Annotated in this window: 28 protein-coding genes, 4 tRNA genes and 1 pseudogene; 24 read left to right on the forward strand and 9 right to left on the reverse strand. The window is 70.7% G+C overall.

All coding sequences use genetic code 11. The features are described 5' to 3' along the window. The first annotated feature begins 90 nt into the window (after positions 1-90). The 3 genes from htpX to AB0F82_RS08160 all read left to right on the forward strand — a co-directional run bounded on the left by htpX (position 91) and on the right by AB0F82_RS08160 (position 1954). Positions 91-954 (forward strand): zinc metalloprotease HtpX, encoded by an 864-nt coding sequence (gene htpX / locus AB0F82_RS08150; protein ID WP_362625328.1) that lies wholly within the window; start codon positions 91-93, stop codon positions 952-954. Continuing rightward, positions 951-1343, forward strand: a complete 393-nt coding sequence (locus AB0F82_RS08155) for a YccF domain-containing protein (RefSeq protein ID WP_356812061.1) — start codon at positions 951-953, stop codon at positions 1341-1343. The genes htpX and AB0F82_RS08155 overlap by 4 nt, the downstream gene beginning before the upstream one ends. A gap of 77 nt (positions 1344-1420) precedes the next feature. Further along, a complete protein-coding gene (locus AB0F82_RS08160) occupies positions 1421-1954 on the forward strand; it encodes an SMI1/KNR4 family protein (RefSeq protein ID WP_362625016.1) in 534 nt (177 codons plus the stop codon). Here the strand turns inward: AB0F82_RS08160 and AB0F82_RS08165 are convergent. The 3 genes from AB0F82_RS08165 to AB0F82_RS08175 form a co-directional block, all read right to left on the reverse strand. Continuing rightward, positions 1938-3173, reverse strand: coding sequence for an APC family permease (locus tag AB0F82_RS08165; RefSeq protein ID WP_362625018.1), 1236 nt, complete (start codon positions 3171-3173; stop codon positions 1938-1940). The two genes, AB0F82_RS08160 and AB0F82_RS08165, sit on opposite strands and share 17 nt — an antisense overlap. 18 nt (positions 3174-3191) lie before the next feature. Then, positions 3192-4619, reverse strand: a complete 1428-nt coding sequence (locus tag AB0F82_RS08170; RefSeq protein WP_362625020.1) for a SulP family inorganic anion transporter — start codon at positions 4617-4619, stop codon at positions 3192-3194. Between the two features lie 201 nt (positions 4620-4820). Further along, positions 4821-5309 (reverse strand): YajQ family cyclic di-GMP-binding protein, encoded by a 489-nt coding sequence (locus tag AB0F82_RS08175; RefSeq protein ID WP_356812065.1) that lies wholly within the window; start codon positions 5307-5309, stop codon positions 4821-4823. A gap of 200 nt (positions 5310-5509) precedes the next feature. Here AB0F82_RS08175 and AB0F82_RS08180 point away from each other — a divergent pair. Next, a tRNA-Tyr gene (locus AB0F82_RS08180) sits at positions 5510-5591 on the forward strand. 116 nt (positions 5592-5707) lie between these two features. Here AB0F82_RS08180 and AB0F82_RS08185 read toward each other — a convergent pair. Further along, the gene (locus tag AB0F82_RS08185; protein WP_362625022.1) at positions 5708-6127 is read right to left on the reverse strand and encodes a hypothetical protein; all 420 of its coding nucleotides are present in this window, start codon (positions 6125-6127) and stop codon (positions 5708-5710) included. Positions 6128-6130: 3 nt separating this feature from the next. After that, complete coding sequence (locus tag AB0F82_RS08190; protein ID WP_362625024.1) at positions 6131-6691, reverse strand: DUF6313 family protein; 561 nt, start codon at positions 6689-6691, stop codon at positions 6131-6133. Between the two features lie 285 nt (positions 6692-6976). Between AB0F82_RS08190 and AB0F82_RS08195 the strand changes: the two genes are divergently transcribed. Beyond that, entirely contained in the window at positions 6977-7417 is a 441-nt protein-coding gene (locus tag AB0F82_RS08195) for a DUF3574 domain-containing protein (RefSeq protein ID WP_362625026.1), read from the forward strand. Between the two features lie 47 nt (positions 7418-7464). On the opposite strand, the gene AB0F82_RS08200 is transcribed toward AB0F82_RS08195, so the two are convergent. Continuing rightward, positions 7465-8121 (reverse strand): SDR family oxidoreductase, encoded by a 657-nt coding sequence (locus AB0F82_RS08200; protein ID WP_356812069.1) that lies wholly within the window; start codon positions 8119-8121, stop codon positions 7465-7467. Positions 8122-8218: 97 nt separating this feature from the next. Beyond that, entirely contained in the window at positions 8219-9487 is a 1269-nt protein-coding gene (locus tag AB0F82_RS08205; RefSeq protein ID WP_362625028.1) for an amidohydrolase family protein, read from the reverse strand. Positions 9488-9869: 382 nt separating this feature from the next. On the opposite strand from AB0F82_RS08205, the gene AB0F82_RS08210 reads away from it, so the two are divergent. The 10 genes and pseudogenes from AB0F82_RS08210 (at position 9870) to AB0F82_RS08255 (ending at position 15922) form a co-directional block, all read left to right on the forward strand. Beyond that, a tRNA-Thr gene (locus AB0F82_RS08210) sits at positions 9870-9942 on the forward strand. 48 nt (positions 9943-9990) lie between these two features. Further along, positions 9991-10063 (forward strand) — tRNA-Met (locus tag AB0F82_RS08215). Positions 10064-10151: 88 nt separating this feature from the next. Then, positions 10152-10316, forward strand: coding sequence for a 50S ribosomal protein L33 (gene rpmG, locus AB0F82_RS08220; protein ID WP_007265873.1), 165 nt, complete (start codon positions 10152-10154; stop codon positions 10314-10316). Positions 10317-10456: 140 nt separating this feature from the next. Beyond that, positions 10457-10909 carry a MaoC family dehydratase N-terminal domain-containing protein gene (locus AB0F82_RS08225; protein ID WP_356812072.1) on the forward strand — a complete coding sequence of 151 codons (453 nt, stop codon included), beginning with the start codon at positions 10457-10459 and terminating at the stop codon, positions 10907-10909. Between the two features lies 1 nt (position 10910). Further along, positions 10911-11339, forward strand: a complete 429-nt coding sequence (locus AB0F82_RS08230; protein WP_356812073.1) for a MaoC family dehydratase — start codon at positions 10911-10913, stop codon at positions 11337-11339. A gap of 393 nt (positions 11340-11732) precedes the next feature. After that, entirely contained in the window at positions 11733-12302 is a 570-nt protein-coding gene (locus tag AB0F82_RS08235; RefSeq protein ID WP_362625031.1) for a TetR/AcrR family transcriptional regulator, read from the forward strand. 77 nt (positions 12303-12379) lie between these two features. Next, positions 12380-13828: an MFS transporter gene (locus AB0F82_RS08240; protein ID WP_362625033.1), complete on the forward strand. Its 1449-nt coding sequence runs from the start codon at positions 12380-12382 to the stop codon at positions 13826-13828. A 127-nt stretch (positions 13829-13955) separates the two neighbouring features. Beyond that, complete coding sequence (locus AB0F82_RS08245; RefSeq protein WP_356811252.1) at positions 13956-14354, forward strand: DUF3291 domain-containing protein; 399 nt, start codon at positions 13956-13958, stop codon at positions 14352-14354. A 61-nt stretch (positions 14355-14415) separates the two neighbouring features. Beyond that, positions 14416-15489, forward strand: a pseudogene (locus AB0F82_RS08250) (UDP-N-acetylmuramate dehydrogenase); the annotation flags it as partial. Positions 15490-15550: 61 nt separating this feature from the next. Then, positions 15551-15922, forward strand: a complete 372-nt coding sequence (locus AB0F82_RS08255) for a hypothetical protein (protein ID WP_234308926.1) — start codon at positions 15551-15553, stop codon at positions 15920-15922. On the opposite strand, the gene AB0F82_RS08260 is transcribed toward AB0F82_RS08255, so the two are convergent. Together AB0F82_RS08260 and AB0F82_RS08265 are read right to left on the reverse strand one after the other, a co-directional pair. Further along, the gene (locus AB0F82_RS08260; RefSeq protein WP_362625036.1) at positions 15912-16931 is read right to left on the reverse strand and encodes an adenosine deaminase; all 1020 of its coding nucleotides are present in this window, start codon (positions 16929-16931) and stop codon (positions 15912-15914) included. The genes AB0F82_RS08255 and AB0F82_RS08260 overlap by 11 nt on opposite strands. A gap of 220 nt (positions 16932-17151) precedes the next feature. Next, the gene (locus AB0F82_RS08265; protein WP_356811250.1) at positions 17152-18378 is read right to left on the reverse strand and encodes a pyridoxal phosphate-dependent aminotransferase; all 1227 of its coding nucleotides are present in this window, start codon (positions 18376-18378) and stop codon (positions 17152-17154) included. 193 nt (positions 18379-18571) lie between these two features. Between AB0F82_RS08265 and AB0F82_RS08270 the strand changes: the two genes are divergently transcribed. From AB0F82_RS08270 to rplL, 9 genes are all read left to right on the forward strand, one after another. Then, a tRNA-Trp gene (locus AB0F82_RS08270) sits at positions 18572-18644 on the forward strand. Between the two features lie 106 nt (positions 18645-18750). Next, positions 18751-19032: a preprotein translocase subunit SecE gene (secE, locus tag AB0F82_RS08275; protein WP_030825982.1), complete on the forward strand. Its 282-nt coding sequence runs from the start codon at positions 18751-18753 to the stop codon at positions 19030-19032. Between the two features lie 82 nt (positions 19033-19114). Further along, on the forward strand, positions 19115-19990 hold the full coding sequence (gene nusG / locus AB0F82_RS08280; RefSeq protein WP_362625037.1) for a transcription termination/antitermination protein NusG: 876 nt from the start codon (positions 19115-19117) through the stop codon (positions 19988-19990). A 184-nt stretch (positions 19991-20174) separates the two neighbouring features. After that, positions 20175-20609: a 50S ribosomal protein L11 gene (gene rplK, locus AB0F82_RS08285; RefSeq protein ID WP_030026644.1), complete on the forward strand. Its 435-nt coding sequence runs from the start codon at positions 20175-20177 to the stop codon at positions 20607-20609. A gap of 88 nt (positions 20610-20697) precedes the next feature. After that, positions 20698-21426, forward strand: coding sequence for a 50S ribosomal protein L1 (gene rplA, locus AB0F82_RS08290; protein WP_356811248.1), 729 nt, complete (start codon positions 20698-20700; stop codon positions 21424-21426). A gap of 189 nt (positions 21427-21615) precedes the next feature. After that, a complete protein-coding gene (locus AB0F82_RS08295; protein WP_362625040.1) occupies positions 21616-22584 on the forward strand; it encodes a DUF6612 family protein in 969 nt (322 codons plus the stop codon). A gap of 65 nt (positions 22585-22649) precedes the next feature. Beyond that, the gene (locus AB0F82_RS08300) at positions 22650-23555 is read left to right on the forward strand and encodes a hypothetical protein (RefSeq protein WP_362625042.1); all 906 of its coding nucleotides are present in this window, start codon (positions 22650-22652) and stop codon (positions 23553-23555) included. 258 nt (positions 23556-23813) lie between these two features. Beyond that, complete coding sequence (gene rplJ / locus AB0F82_RS08305) at positions 23814-24344, forward strand: 50S ribosomal protein L10 (RefSeq protein ID WP_030653597.1); 531 nt, start codon at positions 23814-23816, stop codon at positions 24342-24344. Between the two features lie 111 nt (positions 24345-24455). Next, complete coding sequence (gene rplL / locus AB0F82_RS08310) at positions 24456-24839, forward strand: 50S ribosomal protein L7/L12 (RefSeq protein WP_031152699.1); 384 nt, start codon at positions 24456-24458, stop codon at positions 24837-24839. Positions 24840-25294: the final 455 nt, after the last annotated feature.

The following is a 25294-nucleotide window of genomic DNA, read 5'->3' on the forward strand; positions in this document are numbered from 1 at the left end:
CTCGCGTTGACCAGGAAGGGAGGGTCCACTGGACCGTAGACCCTCAAATCCATGACGGGCTCCCCTGCCGAACCACTTGGAGGGCGTACCGTGCACCGCCGGCACAACGGGCTCAAGACCGCCGTACTCCTCGGCGGGCTGTCCGCACTCATCATCCTCATCGGCAGCTTCTTCGGCCGGACCGGCCTGATCGTCGCCGTCGTCGTCGCACTCGGGACGAACGCCTACGCCTACTGGAACAGCGACAAACTCGCTCTGCGCGCGATGCGCGCCCGTCCCGTCAGCGAATTCGAGGCACCCCAGCTCTACCGCATGGTGCGCGAGCTCTCCACGTCCGCGCGCCAGCCCATGCCACGCCTGTACATCTCGCCCACCGAGGCCCCGAACGCCTTCGCCACCGGCCGCAACCCGCGCAACGCCGCGGTCTGCTGCACCGAGGGCATCCTGCGCATCCTCGACGAGCGCGAGCTGCGCGGGGTCATCGGCCACGAGCTCAGCCACGTCTACAACCGCGACATCCTCATCTCGTCGGTGGCCGGAGCACTCGCCTCGGTGATCATGTTCCTGGTGAACTTCGCCTGGCTCATCCCCGTCGGCAGGTCGAACGACGACGAGGGCCCCGGTCTGCTCGGCATGCTGCTGATCATGATCCTGGGCCCGCTGGCCGCGTCCGTGATCCAGCTGGCCGTCAGCCGCTCGCGCGAGTACGAGGCCGACGCCTCCGGCGCCCAGCTCACCGGGGACCCGCTGGCCCTCGCCAGTGCCCTGCGCAAACTCGACGCGGGGACCAAGCAGCTCCCGCTGCCGCCCGAACCACGGCTGGAGACGGCGAGTCATATGATGATCGCCAACCCCTTCCGCCCCGGTCAGGGATTGAGCAAGATGTTTTCGACCCACCCCCCGATGGCCGAGCGGATCGCCCGGCTCGAACAGATGGCAGGCCGACGCCGATGAAGACAATCCTGAACGTCATCTGGCTCATCCTCAGCGGCATCTGGCTGTTCCTGGGATACGTGCTCGCGGGTGTGCTCCTCTGCATCACCATCATCGGCATCCCGTTCGGCATCGCCGCCTTCCGCATCGCCGTCTACGCCCTCTGGCCGTTCGGTTACACCACGGTCGAGCGCCACGACGCCGGCGCCGGATCCTGCGTCGGCAACGTGCTCTGGCTCGTCCTCGCCGGCTGGTGGCTCGCCCTGGGCCACATCGTCACCGGCATCGCGCTCTGCGTCACGATCATCGGCATCCCCTTCGGCATCGCCAACTTCAAGATGGTCCCGCTCTCCCTGCTCCCGCTGGGCCGCGAAATCGTCCCCACGGACGCCCCGTTCGCCGCGCGGTGAGACACGTCTGACGCGGCCCGGTCAGGAGTTGTCCACAGGCCGGGGCGGCTGTCGGTGGGGTGCGTCACCATGAACGCATGAACGAGACCGAGCAGTTGCTGGAGCAAGTCGCAGCCCGTGCGCGCAACGCCGCGCACGGGCGCGAAGAGCATGCAGAGCCCCTGCCGGCGCCCCTGGGCGCAGGGGAGATCACCCGCGCCCAGGGCATACTCGGCTTCGCCCTGCCGCCCCTGCTCGCCCGGCTCTACACCCGCGTCGCGGACGGCGGATTCGGCCCGGAGCACGGGCTGCTGCCACTGCGTCAGGCACTCGCCGCCTACGAGGCGCAACGCGCCTCCGGCTGGCGGTGGCCCGAGGGGGTCCTGCCCGTCGCCGACCTCGGCTGCGCCGTGTACGCCTGCGTCGACTGCAGATCCGCAACGGCCCAGGTCCTGCTGTTCGACCCGAATCCCGGGGAGCCCGACCTGGCCTGGTCCGTCGACGCCCCGAGCCTGGCGGGCTGGCTGCGCGGCTGGCTCGACGGCACGGCGTGGTTCTGCGAGGAGTCCGCACTGGGGGAGGACCACGACCTGGAACCGGTTCCCTGGGCGGAGTTCACCTCCCGGATCTGAGCCGGCCGCGCACCTGGTACGCCAACGCGCCCAGAGCCAGTACGGCAGCCCCCGCGACCACCGACGCGAGGGGCAGCGCACACGCCAGCACCACACAGCCGGACAGCCCGACCGCCGCCACGGCCCGCCCCTTGACACCTGAATCGAGAGTCCACGCGGAGGCGTTCGCGATCGCGTAGTAGGCGAGCACGCCGAAGGAGGAGAAACCGATCGCGCCCCGCAGATCGGCCGTGGCCGCGAGCACCGCCACGACCGCCCCCACCGCGAGCTCGGCATGGTGTGGCACCCTGTGCCGGGGATGTACGGCGGCCAGCGCGCGCGGGAGATGGCCGTCCCGGGCCATCGCCAGTACGGTCCGCGACACCCCGAGAACGAGGGCCAGCAGGGAACCCAGCGCGGCCAGGGCCGCGCCCACCCGGACCACCGGCGCCAGTTCCGGCCCGCCCGCCGCCCGGACCGCGTCCGCCAGCGGCGCCGACGACCCCGCCAGCCCCTCGACGCCGAGCACCGACAGCAGCGCCACCCCCACCGCCGCGTACACCAGCAGGGCGATCCCCAGCGCGATCGGCACCGCCCGCGGGACGGTCCGTTCCGGGTCCCGCACCTCCTCACCCAGGGTGGTGATCCGGGCATAGCCCGCGAAGGCGAAGAACAGCAGGCCGGCGCCCTGCAGCAGCCCGAAGGGGGTCCAGTCCGGGCCGCCCAGCCGCTCCAGTGCCGCCGCACCCGAGGACAGGCACACCACTACCGCCCCGGCCAGCACCGCCAGGACCGCCGCCACGATCAGCCGGGCGATCCGGGCGGACTTCTGGACACCGCCGTAGCTCGCGGCCGTGACCGCCACCACCGCCGCCACGGCCACGGCGTGCTCCCGCCCGGGCCACACGTAGGCACCCACCGTCAGTGCCATCGCCGCGCAGGACGCGGTCTTGCCGATCACGAACCCCCAGCCGGCCAGATAGCCCCAGAAGGGGCCGAGCCGCTCCCGCCCGTACACGTACGTGCCCCCGGAGGCCGGATACCGGGCGGCCAGCCGCGCCGAGGAGTGCGCGTTGCAGTAGGCCACGAGGGCCGCCACCGCCAGAGCGGCGAGGAGCGCCCCTCCCGCCGCTCCCGCGGCCGGGGCGAAGGCCGCGAACACCCCGGCGCCCACCATCGCGCCGAGCCCGACGACGACCGCGTCGGCTACCCCCAGGGTGCGCTTCAACTCATCCGTCACCAGCGGAGGGTAACGGGGCTAGATGACGCCTTCCCGGCCGGGAAGGGGCGCTCGGGTGCGCTCCCACCCTTCCAGGGCGGTCAGGCAGGCGTGGTCGAGGTGGCGCAGGCCGCTCAGGTCGAGCCGGACCGGCTGCCCGTGCGGCAGCGCGTCCAGTGCGTCGAGCAGCTTCGGCAGCCGCAGGAAGCTGGCGTTCCCCATGACCCGCACGCACAGCTCCCCGTCCTCCCACACCTCCTCGACGTGCACGTGGGAGGTCTCCCAGGCCGCCTTGGCGATGGCGAGCCCCAGCCCGACCAGCACCCCCTCGAAGAGGTTGGTGGCGACGATCGCGCAGGCCGTTGTGACCAGCACCACCGCCTCGCCCCGGTGCGTGCGCCACAGTGCGGCCACCGCCCTGACCGGCAGCAGCTTCCATCCCGCGTACAGGAGCACCCCGGCCAGAGCGGCGAGCGGCACGCTCTCCAGTACCTGGGGGAGGGCCACGGCGAAGAGCAGCAGCCAGCCGCCGTGCATCACGCGGGCCGCCCGGGTGCGGGCGCCGGCCTCCACGTTGGCGGCGCTGCGGACGATCACGGCGGTCATCGGCAGTGCCCCGAGCAGCCCGCAGACACTGTTGCCCACGCCCTGGGCGATCAGTTCCCGGTCGTACTCCGTGCGGGGTCCGTCGTGCATCCGGTCCACGGCGGCGGCGCTGAAGAGGGTCTCGGCGGAGGCGATCAGCGCCAGCGCGATCACCGTCCCGACCGCGCCGAGGGAGGCCAGCACCTCGAACTCGGCCCAGCCGGGCGGGGACACGGCATCCAGGACCCCCGTCACCCGCACCTTCTCGACGGGCAGCCGCAGCAGGGCGGCCGCGGTGGTGGCGGCGGCCACCGCGACCAGCGCGCCGGGCAGCAGCCGCAGACGGGCGGGCGCCCGCCGCCACGCGACCATGACGGCGATGGTCCCGGCCCCGAGCAGCACCGCGGCCCAGTCGGCCCGCGCCGCCAGCCCGTGCACCCCGCCCAGCTTCGCCAGGGTCTGCCCGGGGGCCTCCGCGTCGCCCAGGGCGTACAGCTGCCCGGAGATCAGCACGAGCCCGATGCCGGCCAGCATGCCGTGCACGACGGCCACGGAGATCGCCCGGAACCACCGCCCGAGCCGCAGCACCCCCATGCCCACCTGCACCGCCCCGGCGGCCAGCACCAGCACCCCGAGGGCGGCCGCGCCGTACGCCTGCACCGCCTCGTAGACGAGCACGGTGAGCCCGGCAGCGGGCCCGCTCACCTGGAGGGAGCTCCCGCGGAACCAGCCGGTGACCAGCCCCCCGACCACGCCGGTGACGATCCCCAGCTCGGCGGGGACCCCGGAGGCGACCGCCACCCCCACGCACAGGGGGACGGCGACCAGTGCGACGACGACGGACGCCCCGAAGTCCGCGCGAAACGTGCCGGCCCCAGGCATGCGAGAACCCCCTGCCACGCGGTGATGTGATGACACCACCGTGCTGGGCGCACTCCCCGCCGCCCAAGTGCCCATGGGGGCCCGCGCCAGCGCGTGCGCCGCACACGCCCGGCACACACGCCCCACGCACCCCGCAACCACCGCGGCCCGGCGGTCGGTGAAGACCGCCGGGCCGGCGTGGTGGCAGGTCGAGGACCCGGGTCAGCGGTAGTTCACGAACTGGATCGCGAACTCCAGGTCCTTGCCCTTGAGGAGGGCCTGGACGGCCTGGAGGTCGTCGCGGCTCTTGGAGCTGACGCGCAGCTCGTCGCCCTGGACCTGGGCCTTGACGCCCTTCGGACCCTCGTCCCGGATGATCTTCGCGACCTTCTTGGCGTTCTCCTGGGAGATGCCCTCCTCGATCGTGGCGAAGATCTTGTACTCCTTGCCGGACAGCTGCGGCTCACCGGCGTCCAGCGCCTTGAGCGAGATCCCGCGCTTGACCAGCTTGGTCTCGAAGACGTCGAGGACGGCCTTGACGCGCTCCTCGGAGTTCGCCTCCATCAGGATCTTCTCGCCGGACCAGGCGATGGTGGCGCCGGTGCCCTTGAAGTCGTAGCGCTGCGAGAGCTCCTTGGCGGCCTGGTTGAGGGCGTTGTCGACCTCCTGCCGCTCGACCTTCGAGACGATGTCGAAACTGGAGTCGGCCATGTGCTGTGGCTCCTTGAAGTCGATTGCGATCACCCCGGAGGGCGCGGCCGGACATCCCCGGACCGCTCGGCAAAGCCTAGCCACCGCACCCACCCACGGCGCTGATCAATCCGGTGGCGGAGCACCCCCGGTCATCAGGTATCGTTTACGTCGTTGCCAGGGAGAACCGCGGACACGCGGCCTCGAAGGCGACATCCCATGGCGGTGTGCCCGAGTGGCCAATGGGAGCGGACTGTAAATCCGTCGGCTTAGCCTACCCAGGTTCGAATCCTGGCGCCGCCACGCGATAGAGATGGCCCTTGATCTGCGGAAACGTGATCAAGGGTCATTTCGTTTATGCGGGCCGGAGCGGCGTGCGGGCTCGCCCCACGCCGCGGATTCCGCAGGTGCTCCGCCGGTCACTGCTGCGGGGGCGCCCCGGACGGCCCGTCCGGCCGAGGCCGTCCGTCCCGTCCGTCCGGTCCGGATGGGCCGTCGGGCCGCGAAGGGCCGTGGGGGGTCGTCGGATCGTCAGGCGGTCTGGGCAGGAGGGGCAGCAGGGGCATGCCCTCGGTGCGCGACCAGGTCCGGTAGGCGGCCGGGTCCGCGAACGGGTGATCGGGTTCCGCCAGGCGGAAGTCCTCCGGCGGGATCCCCGCCACCTGCAGGAGATCCAGCAGCATTCGTGTGGTCAAGCCGGCGTTGAGTTCCTCGGCGACCTCTTCGGTCCCCCAGCGGATGACGGTCTCGGCCGCCCGGGTGAGGCCCTCCGCGCTGGCCGTCGGGAAGGCCAGCGCCAGAGAAGCCCGCACGATCTCGACCGCGTCCTCGGAGCGCACGGCTCACCGCCTCCTTTCGCACACGATGCAGAGGCCTGTGCGAGCGGTGAAGCCCAAGGCCATCTTCCCCGTGTTCTGGGCCTGCCGCAGGCACTCGTGCCGATCGAGATGAGCGTACTGCTGGGTCGACATCATGTCCCTGACGTACACCTCCCAGTGATCTTGAGCCTTCGCCCAGTCGTTACGGTGCGCTACCCGGACCCACCCGTCCACGAAGTCCTGTCGCGCGTACGAGCCGTGGAAGTAGGAGCTCAGGTTGTCGATCAGGCCTGGTGGCCGGAGGCGTTGCCTCAGCTTCCGCTGCTGGAAGAGCGTGTTGGTGGAGATCGACTTCACGCGGCTGATGCGTTCGGCGATCACGTGGCCGGCGAAGCCACCGATGATCGCCGGGACGAGCAGCCAGCCCACCAGCGAGGCGGTCCACAGGAGCCAGTGCCGGGGCGCGTCGATCAACGTGAACACGCGGTACACGCTGCTCGGGCTGGTCGCCCGCACGGCGAAGACGTACAGCGCCGCCAGGCACAAGGTGAGCGGCAGCCCCCAGTCCAGGATCCATTGCGTCACCCCCTTCAGCGCCTTGCGTGACCGCCAGACGCGGCGCAGCCGTCTGAAGAAGCTCCGGCGGCTCGGCGGGAGATCGAGCTGAGGAGGGATCGGGATGGGCCCGTTGATCAACATGCGCCCCCGTTCGGCTGGTACGGCCAGCTGCCCGCTGTACGGACAACTCGCTTGCACCGTGCCGAGATTGTGCCGCAGTGAGGTGGCTGAAGGGGATGCTTTTGCCGCAGGGGAGCCGGCGCCGGCCGCACCGTCGGCGCATCGTCGGGGGCCCGCGGTCGTTCTCCGGGGGTGAAATGGACATCTGACACGCGGGGGAAGGTCGGCGGCGGGGTACTCATCGCCCTGCTCGGCGCGGGGATTCCGGCTCTGATGGGAGCCGCCCTGCATACGGACGTGGGCGAGCCCTACCGGGAGACCCGGCTGTACTTCGGCACCGAACGGACCGACGGCGGGGGCCCGGTCGCCGAGCGGGAGTTCATGCGGTTCCTGGACCAGGAGATTACCCCCGCCTTCCCCGAGGGGCTGACCCTCCACGACGGGTACGGCCAGTGGCGCGGCGAGAACGGCAAGATCGTCCGCGAGACGTCCTACGAAGTGGTCCTGCTGTACCCGGAGAAGGACGCCGACGACCGCAGCGGGCGCATCGAACGCATCCGCGACGCGTACGAGAGCCGCTACCAGCAGGACTCGGTCGGACGCTCCGACGACAAGGTGGAAGCGCAGTTCTGAGCCGCCGGCGGGGAGGCCGGCCCGGAGCCGGCCTGCCCGCCGGGCCGTCAGTTGCCCGCCACGTCCTTCACGGCCACCTCGACCGGGGTCGAGCCGGAGATCAGCTCCAGGGTCAGGCCCGCCGTCGCGGGTGTCTCCACCAGCTCGGCCAGCACCGCCGCCACGTCGTCGCGCGGGACGGCCCCTCGGCCTGTGCGCACCTCCAGGCGGACCTGCCCCTTGCCTGCGTCGTCGAGCAGCGAGCCCGGGCGCAGGACCGTCCACTCCAGGCCCAGCCGGGTCCGGACGTGGTCGTCGGCCTCACCCTTCGCCCGCAGATAGACGTCGAACACCTCGTCGCCCTCGTGATGGGCGTCGGCGCCCATCGAAGAGACCATCAGGAAGCGGCGCACCCGGGCCCGTTCGGCCGCGTCGGCGAACAGCACCGCCGCGCCCCGGTCCACCGTGTCCTTGCGTGCGGCACCGCTGCCGGGGCCGGCGCCCGCCGCGAACACCGCCACGTCCGCACCCTGCAGGATCCCCGCCACATGCTCCACCGTGGCCGACTCCAGATCGCAGAGCACCGGTTCGGCGCCCGCCTCCCTGAGGTCGTCGCCCTGCTCCGGATCGCGGATGATGCCCGCGACCTCGTACCCGCGCGCGGCGAGCAGGCGCTCCAGCCGCAGCGCGATCCGACCGTGTCCACCCGCGATGACGATGCGCATGCCCCGACGGTACGACGAGCCGGGCGCCCCCGCCCTGGGAAGACACCCCCCGGGGGGTGTCGCGCCGATCATGCCCGGCCCGTCGGCAAGGCACCCACTAGGGGCCGGACTCCGTACGGCCCTGCCGGGGCAGGTCCAGGGCCACCGCGACGGCGGAGTCGCAGTACTCCCGTACGGCGCTCGTACGGGCCACCACCCGCCCGCGGTGGACCACGATCCGGCTGTACGCGAGGGACAGCACGCCCGCGATCCTGTCCCCGCGCACGGCGAGCAGCTCCGCGGGGAAGCCGGCCTCCACGCGCACCTCCGGCAGGCCCATGGCCTCGCGGGCGCAGGCGCTGACGCAGTCGTAGGCCTCGCCGGGGCGCAGGCCGCCCTGGGAGGCCAGCAGGTACGCGGCCTCCAGCGGGTCGCCCCGGCCGACCGGGTTCCCGGCGTCCCGCAGCGCCCCGCTGCCCGCCGCGACCCGTACGCCGGCGCCCCGCAGCAGCCGTACGGGGGCGGCGCGCAGGCCGCGGCGTTCCAGGGCCGCGCAGTCGCCCTGGGGCAGGCAGGTCACCCGTACGCCGGCCGCGGCCAGCTGGTCGGCGGCGCGGGCGGCCGCGTCCAGCGGGAGCCGGGACAGGCCCCCGCAGGGGCCGATGGTCACCCCGGGCCGCAGACCGCCCGCCATCGCCGCGAGCCGGGCCAGGCGGGCCGGGTCGTCACCGTCCGTGTGCAGGTCCACGGGGCATCCGTGCTCGTCGGCGAGCTCCAGGACGGCTTCGAGGAAGCCCGTCGGGTCCGGATCCAGGTCCGGGCAGCCGCCGATCACCGAGGCGCCCATCTTCACCGCGTCCCGCAGCATGGCGAGTCCCTCCGCCCCGGCCACCCCGGTCAGCAGCCGGGGGACGGCCACCGCGGTCAGGTCCGTGAGCCCGCGCAGGGAACGCCGGGCCTGGAGCACGGCCTCCATGGGGCCGAGACCGTACATGTCGCCGATGCGCACGTGGGAGCGCATGGCGGTCGCGCCGTGCCCGAGCTGGAGCAGTGCCGCTTCGGTGGCCCGGCGCTGCACCTCGTCGGGCGCGTACGAGACGGGCCCGTCGCCGTCGGCGGTCAGCGCGGTGTCCCCGTGGGCGTGGGGCTCGGCGGGGGCGGGAAGCAGCAGGTAGCCGTTGAGGTCGACCCGGGACAGCACGGAGGAGGAGAGGCTGCCCGTGGTTCCGACGGCCTGGATCCGGCCGCCGCCGAGGCGGACGTCGACGGTACGGCCGTCCGTGAGGCGGGCCCCGGCGAGGAGCAGGGTGGTGGCCTCGGCGGCGGCCGCGCTGCCGTTGCCGCTGCGGCGGGACGGGGACGGCTGCTGCGGCTGGCTGTCGGACATCGCGCTCCTGCGGTGGCTCGGGCGGTTCCTGGGGCCGTGGCCGCGGCCCGCGGCCCGTGGCCCAAGATCACGCAGCGTGGTCAGAGCCTAGGGCGCGGTGCACTCCGCTTCACGGAAGAGGGCAATAGTCGTACCGGTGTGGTGCCCGGCGGCCGCGCCCGCGCGTGCGCCCCCGTACTGCCCGCCGCCGTCCCCGCCGTCCGTGCCGCCCTCGCGGTACCCGGGGAGCGCGCGATGTGTGAGCTCGCACACAAACTTCGGCAGAAGTGGGGTTCCAGTGGTCTGCGGGTTGATCGAGAAGGGCTTCCGAACCCCCTCGGAGCCCTGCTCCCGCAAAGGATTTGGGCGATCGGCGGGCAACCGTGTAATGTCTTCATCGCTCGCCCCAATAGCTCAGTCGGTAGAGCGTCTCCATGGTAAGGAGAAGGTCTGCGGTTCGATTCCGCATTGGGGCTCTGGTGAGAGAGGTTCCCCACCCTCGGGTGGGGAGCTGATCACATCAAAGCGGCGTAGCTCAGTCGGTAGAGCAAGCGGCTCATAATCGCTGTGTCACCGGTTCAAGTCCGGTCGCCGCTACCCACAGTAGCCGATTGCGGGGTCGGTCTCCCGATCGGCTACTCTTTTATGCGTTCATCCGTCCCATAGTCCGTCAAGGAGCACTCACGTGGCTGCCACCGACGTCCGCCCGAAGATCACGCTGGCCTGCGTGGAGTGCAAGGAGCGGAACTACATCACCAAGAAGAACCGGCGTAACAACCCGGACCGCATGGAGATGAAGAAGCACTGCCCGCGCTGCAACTCGCACACCGCGCACCGCGAGACCCGCTGACCCCAGCGAAGTCTCGAATAACAGGCACCGTCATGAGGTCGTCCCCTTCATTGGGGGCGGCCTCGTGTCGTTTTCACACCCAATCTCTCCAGTCTTTGTCTCTGTGTGTTTCGTGTCCCTTCAACAGGAGGTAGTGAGTCATGGCTCTCGACCAGTCCTTCGTGGGGCGGAGCTACCCGCCCACCGATCCGTACGAGGTCGGCCGGGAGAAGATCCGCGAATTCGCGGTCGCTGTGGGTGACGCCAATCCCGTCTACACCGACCCCGAAGCGGCGAAGGCCTACGGCCACTCGGATGTGATCGCTCCGCCGACTTTCGTGTTCGCCATCACATTCAAGGCGGCCGGCGATGTTGTCCAGGACCCGCAGCTGGGCCTGGACTACAGCCGCGTCGTCCACGGCGACCAGAAGTTCGCGTACTCCCGCCCGGTGCGTGCCGGTGACCGTCTGTCGGTGACCTCCACCATCGAGGCCGTGAAGTCGCTCGCGGGCAACGACATCATCGATGTCCGCGGCGAGGTCCACGACGAGACCGGCGAGCACGTGGTGACGGCGTGGACGAAGCTCGTCTCCCGCGCCCCCGAGGAGGCCTGACATGGCAGCGCAGATCAAGTACTCCGACGTCGAGGTCGGCACCGAGCTGCCCGCGGCGTCCTTCCCCGTGACCCGCGCCTCGCTCGTCCAGTACGCCGGCGCCTCGGGCGACTTCAACCCGATCCACTGGAACGAGAAGTTCGCCAAGGAGGTCGGGCTGCCGGACGTGATCGCCCACGGCATGTTCACCATGGCCGAGGCGATCCGCGTGGTCACCGACTGGGTGGGCGACCCGGGCGCGGTGGTCGAGTACGGCGTGCGCTTCACCAAGCCCGTCGTGGTCCCGAACGACGACCAGGGCGGCCTGATCGAGGTCACCGCCAAGGTCGCGGCGAAGCTGGACGACAACCGGGTGCGGGTCGACCTGACCGCCATGAGCGCGGGCCAGAAGGTCCTCGGCATGTCCCGCGCGGTGGTCGCGCTCGCCTGAGGAGTGTGAAGGCCTGAACGTCAGGGCCTGAACGAGTGCGGGCCGGGGCGTGCGAGGGTGCGGTGTGCCCGCCCCCTCGGCGCCCGGCCCGGCCGCCGGCCTCCCGGCCCGGCCGCCGGCCTCCCGGCCGCCGGCCTCCCGGCCCGGCCGCCGGCCTCCCGGCCGCCGGCCTCCCGGCCCGGCCGCCGGCCTCCCGGCCCGGCCGCCGGCCTCCCGGCCGCCGGCCTCCCGGCCCGGCCGCCGGCCTCCCGGCCGCCGGCCTCCCGGCCCGGCGGCCCCACCGCCCCGGCCCGGCGGCGCGCCCCCTCGGCTCGGCCATGCCCCCGGCCTCTGCTTCGCAGAGCGCCACGACGACCCTTGACGAAGTTAGTGATTGAGTACTAACTTCGCCGTATGGCAAGGATGAGCGCAGACGAGCGACGCGAGAGCGTCATTCGTGCGGCGGTGCACGAGTTCGCCCGGGGCGGATACCACGGGACCTCCACCGAGGCGATCGCCAAGCGGGTGGGTGTCTCCCAGCCGTACCTCTTCCGGCTCTTCCCCAACAAGCAGGCCATCTTCCTGGCCGCGTGCGAGCGCTGCCTGAAGGAGACCCGGGAGCTCTTCGCCTCCGCCGTCGAAGGACTGCACGGCGAGGAGGCCCAGCACGCCATCGCCAACGCGTACACCCGGTTGATCACCGAGGACCCCGACAAGCTCCAGATGCAGCTCCAGATGTACGTCGCCGTGGCCGCGGCCGAGGCGGCCGGCGACCACGAGTTCGGCGAGGTCGTCAGGGCCGGCTGGATGGAACTGTGGGACACCGCCCACCTGCCGCTGGGGGCGGACCCGAACGAGACCACGACCTTCATGGCCTACGGGATGCTGATCAACGTCCTGGCCGCCATGGGCTTCCCGTTCGACCACCGGGTCTGGGAAGGGTTCTACCCGTCGGCCCGCATCACCGGCCGCCTGGAGAGGTGAACGCGCGGGCTCGCCCGGGCGCCTTCCCATGGCCAGGAAAGTTAGTCAGTAATAACTAACAACTCGCAGGGGGAATCATGCACGCCCAGGACTCCGGCACCAAGCTCCGAGGGCCCGCCGTGTGGGCCCTCGTCCTCACCGGCGTCGCCAGCTTCATGGCCGCACTCGACAACCTCGTCGTGACCACCGCGCTCCCCGCCATCCGCGCGGACCTCGGCGGCGGGCTGGAGGACCTGGAATGGACGGTGAACGCCTACACGCTCACCTTCGCCGTCCTCCTCATGTTCGGCGCGGCCCTCGGCGACCGCTTCGGCCGCCGCCGGCTGTTCATCGCCGGCCTCGCCGTCTTCACCGGCGCCTCCGCCGCGGCCGCCCTCTCGCCCGGGATCGACGCGCTCATCGCCGCCCGTGCCGTGCAGGGCGTGGGAGCCGCCGTCATGATGCCGCTCACCCTGACCCTCCTCACCGCCGCCGTCCCGGCGGCCCGGCGCGGCATGGCCCTCGGCATCTACGGCGCCGTCACCGGCCTCGCCGTCGCCAGCGGCCCCCTCATCGGCGGCAGCCTCACCGAGCACATCTCCTGGCAGTGGATCTTCTGGCTCAACGTGCCGACAGGACTGGCCCTGATTCCGCTCGCCCGCCTGCGCCTCGCCGAGTCCACCGCCCCGGGCGCCCGCCTCGACGTCCCCGGCACCCTGCTCATCAGCGGCGGCCTCTTCGGCATCGTCTACGCCCTGGTCAACGCCAACTCCGAGGGCTGGACCAGCGCGCCCGTCCTTACCGGCCTGACCCTCGGCTCCGCCCTCGTCGCGGGATTCGTCCTCCACGGCTCCACCCACGCGAACCCGATGCTCCCCATGGGGCTCTTCCGGGACCGCGGCTTCCTGGGGATCAACCTGGCCGGCCTGCTGATGTTCCTCGGCATGTTCGGCTCGATCTTCCTGCTCAGCCAGTTCCTCCAGGGCGTCGCCGGCTACTCGCCCACCGAAGCCGGCCTGCGGATGCTTCCCTGGACCGGCATGCCGATGATCGTGGCCCCGCTGGCCGGGATACTCTCCGACCGCATCGGCGGTCGCCCCGTGGTCGCCGCCGGGCTGGCGTTCCAGGCACTCGGCCTCGGCTGGTTCGCCGCGATCCTCAGCACGGACGTCTCGTACGCCGCGCAGCTGCCGCCGCTGATCCTCAGCGGGATCGGCATGGCCCTCTACTTCGCCCCGGCGGCCAACGTCCTGATGTCCACCGTGCGCCCCGCCGACCAGGGCAAGGCCTCCGGCGCGAACAACGCCCTGCGCGAGCTCGGCGGAGCCCTCGGTGTCGCCGTCCTGGCCTCCGTCTTCTCCGCCCAGGGCGGGTACGAGTCCCCGCAGGCCTTCACCGACGGCACCGTTCCCGCCCTGTGGATCGGCGCCGGAGCGGTCGCGCTCGCCGCCGCGCTGGCCCTCCTCGTGCCCCGCAGGTCCAAGACCGCCCCGGTCCCCGCGGGCCGGACCGCCACCGCACCGGAGAAGGTTCCCGCCGCCGGCTGAGCCCGCCACCCGCCGACCCGGCCCCGGGCGCAGCCCCGTACCGACCCGTATCCGCCCGTACTACCCACCCGTACCGACCCTGTACGACCGACCGGACCCGCACCCAGGAGCGCAAGGAGAGCACGTCATGCCCGACATCCCCTGGTCCACGCCCACCCCGGCCGACCCCGGCGCAGAGGTCTACGTCATGGCCTCCCGCTTCGAGACCGCCACCCTCACCGGCGCCGTCAGGTTCTTCCTCAAGGCGCCCGGCATCATCCGCCAGATGCGCAAGGCCCCCGGCGCCCACGGCGTCGCCCTCCGGGCCCGCGTCCTTCGCCGCACCTTCCTCACCCTCTCCGCATGGGAGGACCGCGACGCCCTCTACCGCTTCGCCCGCAGCGAGCCCCACCGCACCAGCGCCCGCGCCGCCAGCGCGTACATGAAGGAATCCGCCTTCACCTACTGGACCGTTCCGGCCGCCGAGCTGCCGCTCACCTGGGCCGAGGCCGAGCGCCGCCTCGCCGAGCAGGAAGCGAACCGCTGACCCGGCCGGAACGGGGACGAACGAGGACGGTCCGTGGCCCCGCAGGGATGCGAGGGGCACGGACCGTACTCTTGTCCACGTGCAGGAACTCCACGAAGCCCCCCTCGCCCCGCTGACCACCTTCCGTCTCGGTGGTCCCGCCGCCCGCCTGGTCACCGCGACCACCGACGCCGAGGTCGTCGCCACCGTGCGCGCCGCGGACCGGAGCGGCACCCCGCTCCTGATCATCGGCGGCGGCAGCAACCTGGTCATCGGCGACCAGGGCTTCGACGGAACCGCCCTGCGCATCGCGACCACCGGCTTCACCCTCGACGGCACCGCCCTGGAACTCGCCGCCGGCGAGAACTGGAGCGACGCCGTCGCCCGCACCGTCGATGCCGGCCTCGCCGGCATCGAATGCCTCGCCGGCATCCCCGGCTCGGCCGGCGCCACCCCGATCCAGAACGTCGGGGCGTACGGCCAGGAGGTCTGCGACACCATCACCGAGGTCGTCGCCTACGACCGCACCACCGGCGAAACGGTTACGCTGACCGCCGCCGAGTGCGCCTTCCGGTACCGCAACAGCACCTTCAAGGACCAGCCCGACCGCTACGTCGTCCTGCGCGTGCGCTTCGCCCTGGAGGACGCAGGCGGGCTCTCGGCGCCGATCAAGTACCCCGAGACCGCCCGCGCCCTCGGCGTCGGGGCCGGCGACCGGGTCCCCGCCGCCACCGTCCGCGAGACCGTCCTGCGGCTGCGCGCCGGCAAGGGCATGGTCCTCGACCCCGCCGACCACGACACCTGGTCGGCCGGCTCCTTCTTCCACAACCCGATCCTGACCGACGAGGCCTACGCCGCCTTCCTCGCCCGAGTCCAGGACCGCCTCGGCCCCGACACCGCCCCGCCCGCCTACCCGGCCGGCGAGGGCCGTACGAAGACCAGCGCGGCCTGGCTGATCGACAAGGCCGGCTTCACCAAGGGCTACGGCACCGGGCCCGCGCGCATCTCCACCAAGCACACCCTCGCCCTCACCAACCGCGGCGAGGCCACCACGGAGGACCTCCTCACCCTGGCCCGCGAGGTCGTCGCGGGCGTCCACGCGGCCTTCGGCGTCACCCTCGTCAACGAGCCGGTGACGGTCGGCGTCAGCATCTGAGGAGCCCCGGCCGCCCATGCTCTGTCCCCGCCACGGGGCCGGTACGGACCCCACTCGGCTCGTGGGTCGCACGCTCAGCAGGGTCGTCGCGTCCTGGCACGTCAGTGACGGCGAACGCTCCGAGTCCCCCCTCGACGTCTGGCTGATCGACAGCGTCGGCGACTCCATCCGTATCACCACCGGGTCCGACCAGTGCCTCATCGTCGAGTCCGCCCCGCCCCACGCGCCGTACGACATGGGGGAGTGGGGCCGCATCGAGGTCGGCGAGGACCTCGGCGACCACCCCTTCCTGCGGCACTTGGGCGAGACCGTTTCCTCGGTCGCCGAGTTCGCGCTGCCCGAACAGGGCCGCACCCACCTGGAGATCGGCTTCCCGGACGGCCGCCGCGTCCGCGCCGACTGCTACGAGGGGGACCTGCGGCTCACCCGGTGAGCCAGTGGTCGATCCCGGCCAGCAGCTTGGCCTGCACTTCGTCCGGCGCGGCGCTGCCGCGGACCGACTGGCGGGCCAGCTCGGCGAGCTCCGCGTCCGTGAAGCCGTGGTGGCGGCGGGCGATCTCGTACTGCGCCGCCAGCCGGGACCCGAACAGCAGCGGGTCGTCCGCGCCCAGCGCCATCGGCACCCCGGCCTCGAACAGCCTGCGCAGCGGGACGTCCTCGGGGCGCTCGTACACGCCCAAGGCGACGTTCGACGCGGGGCAGACCTCGCAGGTGATCTGCCGGTCAGCGAGCCGCTTCAGCAGCCGGGGGTCCTCCGCGGCCCGTACGCCGTGCCCGACGCGGGCGGCGTGCAGGTCGTCGAGGCAGTCGCGGACCGAGGACGGGCCGGCCAGCTCGCCCCCGTGCGGGGCCGCCAGCAGGCCGCCGTCGCGGGCGATGGCGAAGGCCCGGTCGAAATCGCGGGCCATGCCGCGGCGCTCGTCGTTGGAAAGGCCGAAACCGACGACGCCGCGGTCGGCGTAGCGCACGGCGAGGCGGGCCAGGGTGCGCGCGTCGAGGGGGTGCTTCATGCGGTTGGCGGCGATCAGGACCCGCATGCCGAGGCCGGTCTCGCGGGAGGCGGCGTCGACGGCGTCGAGGATGATCTCGACGGCCGGGATCATCCCGCCGAGCAGCGGGGCGTAGGAGGTGGGATCCACCTGGATCTCCAGCCAGCCGCTGCCGTCCCGGACGTCCTCCTCCGCGGCCTCGCGGACCAGGCGCTGGATGTCCTCCGGCTCGCGCAGACAGGAGCGGGCGGCGTCGTAGAGCCGCTGGAAGCGGAACCAGCCGCGCTCATCGGTGGCGCGCAGCTTGGGCGGTTCCCCGGCGGTCAGTGCGTCGGGGAGCCGCACGCCGTACTTGTCGGCGAGTTCCAGGAGGGTCGATGGTCGCATCGACCCGGTGAAGTGCAGGTGGAGGTGGGCCTTCGGCAGAAGCGTGAGATCGCGTGCGTGCTCCATCCGGTGATCCTGCCGTACCGCTGCGCTCGGCGGGAGGGGGTTTTACCGATCGGGGGCTTGCGCGAACGCGTGAGCGGGCGCGGCGCCGCTGCGGGGGAGCTGCCCCCGAGCCCCCGCGCCTCGAACACCGGCGAGGGCGGATGGGGCCCGGCGGGGCCGCAAACGCCTGGGCGGCGGCACCCTCGGGGGTGCCGCCGCCCAGGTCATGCCGCGGGCCGCGTCAGGCCTTGGCCTCGGCCAGGAGCTTCTGGACGCGGGACACGCCCTCGACCAGGTCCTCGTCGCCCAGGGCGTACGACAGGCGCAGGTAGCCCGGGGTGCCGAAGGCCTCGCCCGGGACGACCGCGACCTCGGCCTCGTCCAGGATCAGGGCGGCCAGCTCGACGGAGGTCTGCGGGCGCTTGCCGCGGATCTCCTTGCCGAGGAGCTCCTTGACCGACGGGTACGCGTAGAACGCGCCCTCCGGGGTCGGGCAGAAGACGCCGTCGATCTCGTTCAGCATCCTGACCATCGTCTGGCGGCGGCGGTCGAAGGCCTTGCGCATCTCGGCGACCGCGTCCAGGTTGCCCGAGACGGCGGCCAGCGCGGCGACCTGGGCCACGTTGGAGACGTTGGAGGTGGCGTGCGACTGCAGGTTCGTCGCCGCCTTGACGACGTCCTGCGGGGCGATGACCCAGCCCACGCGCCAGCCGGTCATCGCGTAGGTCTTGGCGACGCCGTTGACGATGATGCACTTGTCGCGCAGGGCCGGCACCAGGACCGGCAGCGAGGTGAACTTCGCGTCGCCGTAGACCAGGTGCTCGTAGATCTCGTCCGTCAGCACCCACAGGCCGTGCTCGGCGGCCCACTCGCCGATCGCCTTCGCGTCGGCCTCGCTGTAGACCGAACCGGTCGGGTTGGACGGGGAGACGAAGAGGACGACCTTCGTGCGCTCGGTGCGCGCGGCCTCCAGCTGCTCCACGGAGACCCGGTAGCCGGTGGTCTCGTCGGCGACGACATCGACCGGGACACCGCCGGCGAGACGGATCGACTCCGGGTAGGTGGTCCAGTACGGAGCCGGGACGATGACCTCGTCACCCGGGTCGAGGATGGCCGCGAAGGCCTCGTAGATCGCCTGCTTGCCGCCGTTGGTCACGAGGACCTGCGACGCCTCGACCTCGTAGCCGGAGTCGCGCAGCGTCTTGGCGGCGATGGCGGCCTTCAGCTCCGGCAGACCGCCGGCCGGCGTGTAGCGGTGGTACTTGGGGTTGCGGCAGGCCTCGACCGCGGCCTCGACGATGTAGTCCGGGGTCGGGAAGTCGGGCTCGCCCGCGCCGAAGCCGATCACCGGGCGTCCGGCGGCCTTGAGGGCCTTGGCCTTGGCGTCCACGGCGAGGGTGGCGGACTCGGAAATGGCGCCGATACGGGCGGACACCCGGCGCTCGGAGGAAGGCGTTGCAGAGGTCATACGGGCAATCGTCCCAGACCGCGAAGAGGCGCCGCACACCGTTTCAGTCAACGGACTGGAGCACGTCAGGTCGGGTGCTGTTCGACGTCACGGTCCAGTTCACGTACACTCACCTGTCGTTGGACCTCGCCAGCCGCTGCAAAGCGTGAGCACTCCGTGCACTCGCCCGGATGCGGTAGGTTGGGGGACGCAAAGGGTCGTAGCTCAATTGGTAGAGCACTGGTCTCCAAAACCAGCGGTTGGGGGTTCGAGTCCCTCCGGCCCTGCTCCACACTCCTTCTCGGATGTGTGTGCGCAGGTACGTACTTAGATGCAACGCCGTGCGGCGCAACCGGGCGCGGTACGGCCACGACCCGGATTCAGGTGAGAGACGTGACGGACGCCCTGGGCTCCATCGACATGCCTGACGCCGAGGACGAGACGCGCGAGAAGAAGGCCCGCAAGGGCGGCAAGCGCGGCAAGAAGGGTCCTCTGGGCCGTCTCGCGCTTTTCTACCGCCAGATTGTCGCGGAACTCCGCAAGGTTGTCTGGCCCACTCGCAACCAGCTCACGACGTACACCACCGTGGTGATTGTCTTCGTGGTCATCATGATCGGTCTGGTGACCGTGATTGACTATGGGTTCCAGGAAGCCATCAAGTTCGTCTTCGGCTGATCCCCGCGGAGGGCGGCGCCTTGATGGGTGCCGCCCCTTTTCGCATGTTCCACCACCTTTTTTCCAGGAAGAAGCAGCCACCGTGTCTGACCCGAACCTGAACGCGAGCCACGACTCCGTCGAGTCCGTCGAGGACGAGCTCGACATCGTCGAGGCGGCAGACGCTGTGGACCCCGACGAGGCCGAGCTCGCCGACGTCGAGGCGGGTGAGCCGGCCGAGGAGGCCGCGCTGCACGTCTCCGACGAGGCGGACGAGGTCGAGGCCGACACCGAGCTCGAAGAGGCCGCCGACGACGCCGAGATCGCGGAGGAGGCCGAAGAGGCCGAGCCCGCCGAGCCGGTCGACCCGGTCCAGGCCCTGCGCGAGGAGCTGCGCCTCCTCCCCGGCGAGTGGTACGTGATCCACACCTACGCCGGCTACGAGAAGCGCGTGAAGGCCAACCTGGAGCAGCGCGCCGTCTCGCTGAACGTCGAGGAGTTCATCTACCAGGCCGAGGTGCCCGAGGAAGAGATCGTCCAGATCAAGAACGGCGAGCGCAAGAACGTCCGGCAGAACAAGCTGCCCGGCTACGTTCTCGTCCGCATGGATCTGACGAACGAGTCCTGGGGCGTCGTCCGCAACACCCCCGGCGTCACCGGCTTCGTGGGCAACGCGTACGACCCGTACCCGCTGACCCTGGACGAGATCGTCAAGATGCTCGCCCCGGAGGCGCAGGAGAAGGCGGCCAAGGCCGCCGCGGAAGAGGCCGGCCTGCCCGCGCCCGCCGTCAAGCGCACGATCGAGGTCCTGGACTTTGAGGTCGGCGACTCGGTCACCGTCACCGACGGCCCGTTCGCCACGCTGCAGGCGACCATCAACGAGATCAACCCCGACTCGAAGAAGGTCAAGGGCCTCGTCGAGATCTTCGGTCGCGAGACCCCGGTCGAGCTCAGCTTCGACCAGATCCAGAAGAACTGATCCACTCCGCGTGCGTCACGGCTTCTGAGCCCCAGCTTCCGGACAGGTCAGACCACCCCCCAAGGGTGGTCTGACCTGCTCGGTTTTTAGCCCCGCACTGATACCCGTTATCGTGGTGCGGTATGCCTCCATCCGGATGACCGGATCGGCGGCTGAAAACTCTCACTAGGACCCGGAGAGAGCAATGCCTCCCAAGAAGAAGAAGGTCACGGGGCTTATCAAGCTCCAGATCAAGGCCGGTGCGGCCAACCCGGCTCCGCCGGTCGGCCCCGCGCTCGGTCAGCACGGCGTCAACATCATGGAGTTCTGCAAGGCCTACAACGCCGCGACCGAGTCGCAGCGTGGCATGGTCGTGCCGGTGGAGATCACGGTCTACGAGGACCGCACCTTCACCTTCATCACCAAGACTCCGCCGGCGGCGCGCCTCATCCTGAAGCACGCGGGCATCGAGAAGGGCTCCGGCGAGCCCCACAAGACCAAGGTCGCCAAGCTCACGGCCGCCCAGGTCAAGGAGATCGCCGAGCTGAAGATGCCCGACCTGAACGCCAACGACATCGACGCGGCCGTCAAGATCATCGCCGGCACCGCGCGTTCGATGGGCGTCACCGTCGAAGGCTGATCCAGCCACCCCTCGCACCACCAGTGGTAGGACCAAGCGCTGGTCCGCACCACGACTCCATGCCTGAAGCCACAACACAGGAGCAGAAGTGAAGCGCAGCAAGACCCTCCGCGCTGCGGACGCCAAGATCGACCGGGAGAAGCTCTACGCCCCGCTCGAGGCCGTCCGTATCGCCAAGGAGACCTCCTCCACCAAGTTCGACAGCACCGTCGAGATCGCCTTCCGCCTGGGTGTCGACCCGCGCAAGGCCGACCAGATGGTCCGCGGCACCGTGAACCTCCCGCACGGCACCGGCAAGACCGCCCGGGTCCTGGTCTTCGCGACCGGTGACCGTGCTGCGGCCGCGGAAGCCGCCGGCGCCGACATCGTCGGCGACGACGAGCTGATCAACGAGATCGCCAAGGGCAACCGCCTGAACGAGTTCGACGCCGTTGTCGCCACCCCGGACCTCATGGGCAAGGTCGGCCGCCTCGGCCGCGTGCTCGGTCCCCGTGGCCTCATGCCGAACCCGAAGACCGGCACCGTCACGATGGACGTCGCGAAGGCTGTCACCGAGATCAAGGGTGGCAAGATCGAGTTCCGCGTCGACAAGCACTCGAACCTGCACTTCATCATCGGCAAGGTTTCCTTCTCCGACGAGCAGCTCGTCGAGAACTACGGCGCGGCCCTGGACGAGATTCTTCGTCTGAAGCCGTCCGCCGCCAAGGGCCGCTACCTGAAGAAGGCCGCCCTCAGCACCACCATGGGCCCCGGCATCCAGCTGGACCCGAACCGCACCCGGAACCTCCTCGTCGAGGAAGACCCGGCTGCCGTCTGACTTGGCCGAGCCTGACGGCTCACCGAGCGGCTCTACGGGCCTCTCGCCCCCTTCACGGGTGGCGGGGGGCCCGTTGCCGTGTCAAAGGCCACACATCCCCCGGCCGCGGCCATATCGGCGCGCGACGCGGCGAGGGGGGACCGTAGGCTCAACCTGCAGAACCGATCAAGCAAGGGGTGGGGGACCTCAGTGTCGAACCAGACGAAGACGTACCGGAAGAAGGCCCTCGGCGCCGCGCTGGCGGCCGTCCTGCTCGCGGGCGGCGCCACGGCGTGCGAGAGCGGCAAGAAGGAGGACGCCGGCAAGGCGGCCGCCCCTGCGGCGTCCGCGCAGCCGGGCAGCCCCGCGGCCGGCGGCAGCGCCACCGAGGCGCTCACGGCGGCGTACAAGAAGACCTCCGCCGCCAAGTCGGCCAAGGTCCGCATGACGATGTCGATGCCCGCCTCGCTCGGCGCCGCCGCCGGTGGCGGCACGATCGAGATGACGGGCGTACAGGGCTGGGACCCGACCGTCATGGACATCACGATGAAGGGCGGCGCGCTCAGCGGGGCGGGCGCCGAGTCCATGCGCATGATCATGGTGAACGACGTCATGTTCATGGAGGTGCCCGCCGACTCGGCCCTGTCCGCGGGCACCGAGGGCAAGCGCTGGATGAAGCTGGACCTCGCCGCCGCGGCGCAGGCCTCCGGCGACGCCGAGGCCGTGAAGAAGCTCAGCGGCATGGGCGGCATGGACCAGAGCCAGGACCCGGCCAAGCAGCTCGCCCTGCTGCTCGCCTCGCCGAACGTGAAGCACGTCGGTTCGGAGAAGGTCGAGGGGACGGACGCCGAGCACTACAAGGGCACCCTGAGCTTCGAGGAGATGCTCGCCGCCGACCAGCGGGCCCAGGCGCTCACCGCGGACGAGCGGGCCAAGCTGGTCGAGGCCATGAAGAAGGCCGGCATCAAGGGCTACGACATGGACGTCTGGGTGAACAAGGACGGCTACCCGGTCCGCATGAAGGTCGTCATGGGGATGCCGCAGGGGGCCGTGAACGTGGACGCCTCCTACTCGGACTACGGGTCCGCGGCCACCGTCCAGGCACCGCCGGCGAGCGAGACCTTCGACCTCTTCGGCATGCTCAAGGAGCTGGGCGGCCGGCCCGGCGCGGGAGCCTGACCGATTCCGCGCCCATCGGCGACACGCAGGTCAGAACGTAGATGAACGCAGTGGGGGAGAACCAGATGAACAAGGCTGTCCGGACCCGGGCCGCAGCGGCGATCGCCGGCACCGTGCTTCTCGTGGGCGGTCTCACCGCCTGCGGCGGCGGGGCAGAGGGGGGCGAGGGGGCGGACGCCAAGGCGCACGACCCCCGGGAGGCGGTGAAGGCGTCCTACCTGAAGACGGTGGCCGCCAAGTTCGCCAAGGCGGAGCTGTCCACCGTCGGGACCGACGGCAAGACCAGCGGCCAGTCCGGCACGAAGGGCTGGTACCCCTCCAGCCACGACGTGGTCCTGAAGGACGGCGGCGGCAAGCCCGACACCCGCTCGATCATGATGGGCGACACCGTCTACACCCAGCTGGACAAGCCCCTCAAGGGCAAGACCTGGATGCAGATGGACCTGTCCAAGGACGGCAAGCCGGGGGTCCGGCTGAACGAGGACCCGGCCGAGTACCTCGCCATGCTGCTCGGCCAGGACAAGCTCACGCACGTCGGGGCCGGGACGACCGACGGCATCGACGCCCAGCACTACAAGGGCAGCTTCACCAACGCGGACCTGGTCAAGGCGGACGAGTCCACCAAGGTGATGGAGGAAAAGAACCGCCAGTACCTCCGCGAGTCCGTGAAGCACATCACCGCCTTCGAGGTGGACCTGTGGATCGGCAAGGACGGCTACCCGGTCCGCGTCGACAGCTCCAGCACGGACGGCAAGGGCACGACGAAGACCACGGCGAAGTTTTCCGACTTCGGCAAGCCCGCCGCCGTCCAGCCGCCGCCGGCCGACCAGGTCGTCACCTTCGACGCCGTGATGAAGGGCGTCGACGCCGACCTCGAACAGGTCGACAAGGACTTGGCAGAGGCCGACAAGAGCCTGGAAGAGGCCGACAAGACGCTGCGGGACGCGGGGCTGCCCGGCCTGCGCCGCTGACCGGCCGGCTGACCGATTTGCCTCGACCGGAACCCTTCACGTAGTCTTCCCCGGAAGCCAAAGACCGCTGGTCGTTGCCGTGCCCGCAAGGGTTCGGTGGCCGAAGGATCCGCTGGATGCGGACGACCCGCGCAGGTGACTGTGGAAGGTTCCCGGAATTCGTTCCGGTTGAGCCACGCCCTGGCGCCTGCGCCGGGGCGTTTCGTCTTTCAGCCCCTTCTGAGCGGTCCTCATCACCCGGAAGGAGGCGAACGCACCATGCCGACGCCCAACAAGGCTGCATCGGTAGCCGAGCTCAAGGACGCGTTCCAGAGCTCGAACGCCGCCGTGCTGACCGAGTACCGGGGTCTCACCGTCGCGCAGCTCAAGACGCTGCGTCGCTCCCTTGGTGAGAACGCCCAGTACGCCGTGGTGAAGAACACGCTGACCAAGATTGCGGCCAACCAGGCCGGGATCACCGCGCTGGACGAGCACTTCGCTGGTCCGACCGCGGTCGCCTTCATCACCGGTGACCCGGTGGAGTCGGCGAAGAGCCTGCGTGACTTCGCCAAGGACAACCCCAACCTGATCATCAAGGCGGGTGTCCTTGATGGTAAGGCGCTCTCCGCCGATGACATCAAGAAGCTTGCGGACCTCGAGTCCCGCGAGGTTCTGCTCAGCAAGCTGGCCGGCGCGTTCAAGGGCAAGCAGTCCCAGGCTGCCTCGCTCTTCCAGGCGCTGCCGTCGAAGTTCGTCCGCACCGCGGAAGCGCTTCGCGTCAAGCTCGCCGAGCAGGGCGGTGCCGAGTAATTCGGCTCGCGCAGTGATCCGCGCCGCCTAGTGCGCGGGTCGTAGCGGGCCGTTACGCCCGCCTCTATAGACACATCGGCACCTGCCGAATTAGTGGAAGGATCGCCCATCATGGCGAAGCTCTCTCAGGACGACCTCCTCGCCCAGTTCGAGGAGATGACCCTCATCGAGCTCTCCGAGTTCGTGAAGGCCTTCGAGGAGAAGTTCGACGTCACCGCCGCCGCGGCCGTCGCCGTTGCCGGCCCGGCCGGCCCGGGTGCCGTTGTCGAGGCCGAGGAGGAGAAGGACGAGTTCGACGTCATCCTCACCGGTGCCGGCGACAAGAAGATCCAGGTCATCAAGGTCGTGCGCGAGCTGACCTCCCTGGGTCTGAAGGAGGCCAAGGACCTCGTGGACGGCGCCCCGAAGCCGGTCCTCGAGAAGGTCGCCAAGGACGCCGCCGAGAAGGCCGCCGAGGCCCTCAAGGGCGCCGGTGCGGCCGTCGAGGTCAAGTAACACCTCTGAGGCCTTCCTGAGGCCTCATCCAAGGGCGATCACCCGTAAGGGTGGTCGCCCTTTGGCGTACCCGCAGTGCCTGACTTGCCCTGGTCTCGTTGGGGAGTAGGGTGATCATCGTTGCCCCGACGCAGGGTCCGAAGATGATCCGCTCGGAGCAGGGGGCCTTGACGAACGGGACGCGGCGCAGCATTCTCAGACCCGTCGAGAGGTCGACCGCCTCGATCCGAAATCCGAGGCATGGATCGACTACGAAGAGGGCAGTACTGATACGCGCTCTGTGTACGAACGCCACAGCGTTGGACGCAGTTTGAACGACATGGGGAAGGCCTGTTGCCGGTTTCCGGAAACCTGGTCTGGACATCAGTGAGCCGAGTGGCTACACTGACCCTTTGCGCTGCCTGTTAGCTGTTCCCTGCCCGTCGCCAGGGACATGCCCACGCTTGAGCACACTT

The sequence above is a fragment of the Streptomyces virginiae genome, assembly GCF_040638905.1.
In the GTDB taxonomy this organism is placed as follows: Bacteria; Actinomycetota; Actinomycetes; order Streptomycetales; family Streptomycetaceae; genus Streptomyces; species Streptomyces virginiae_B.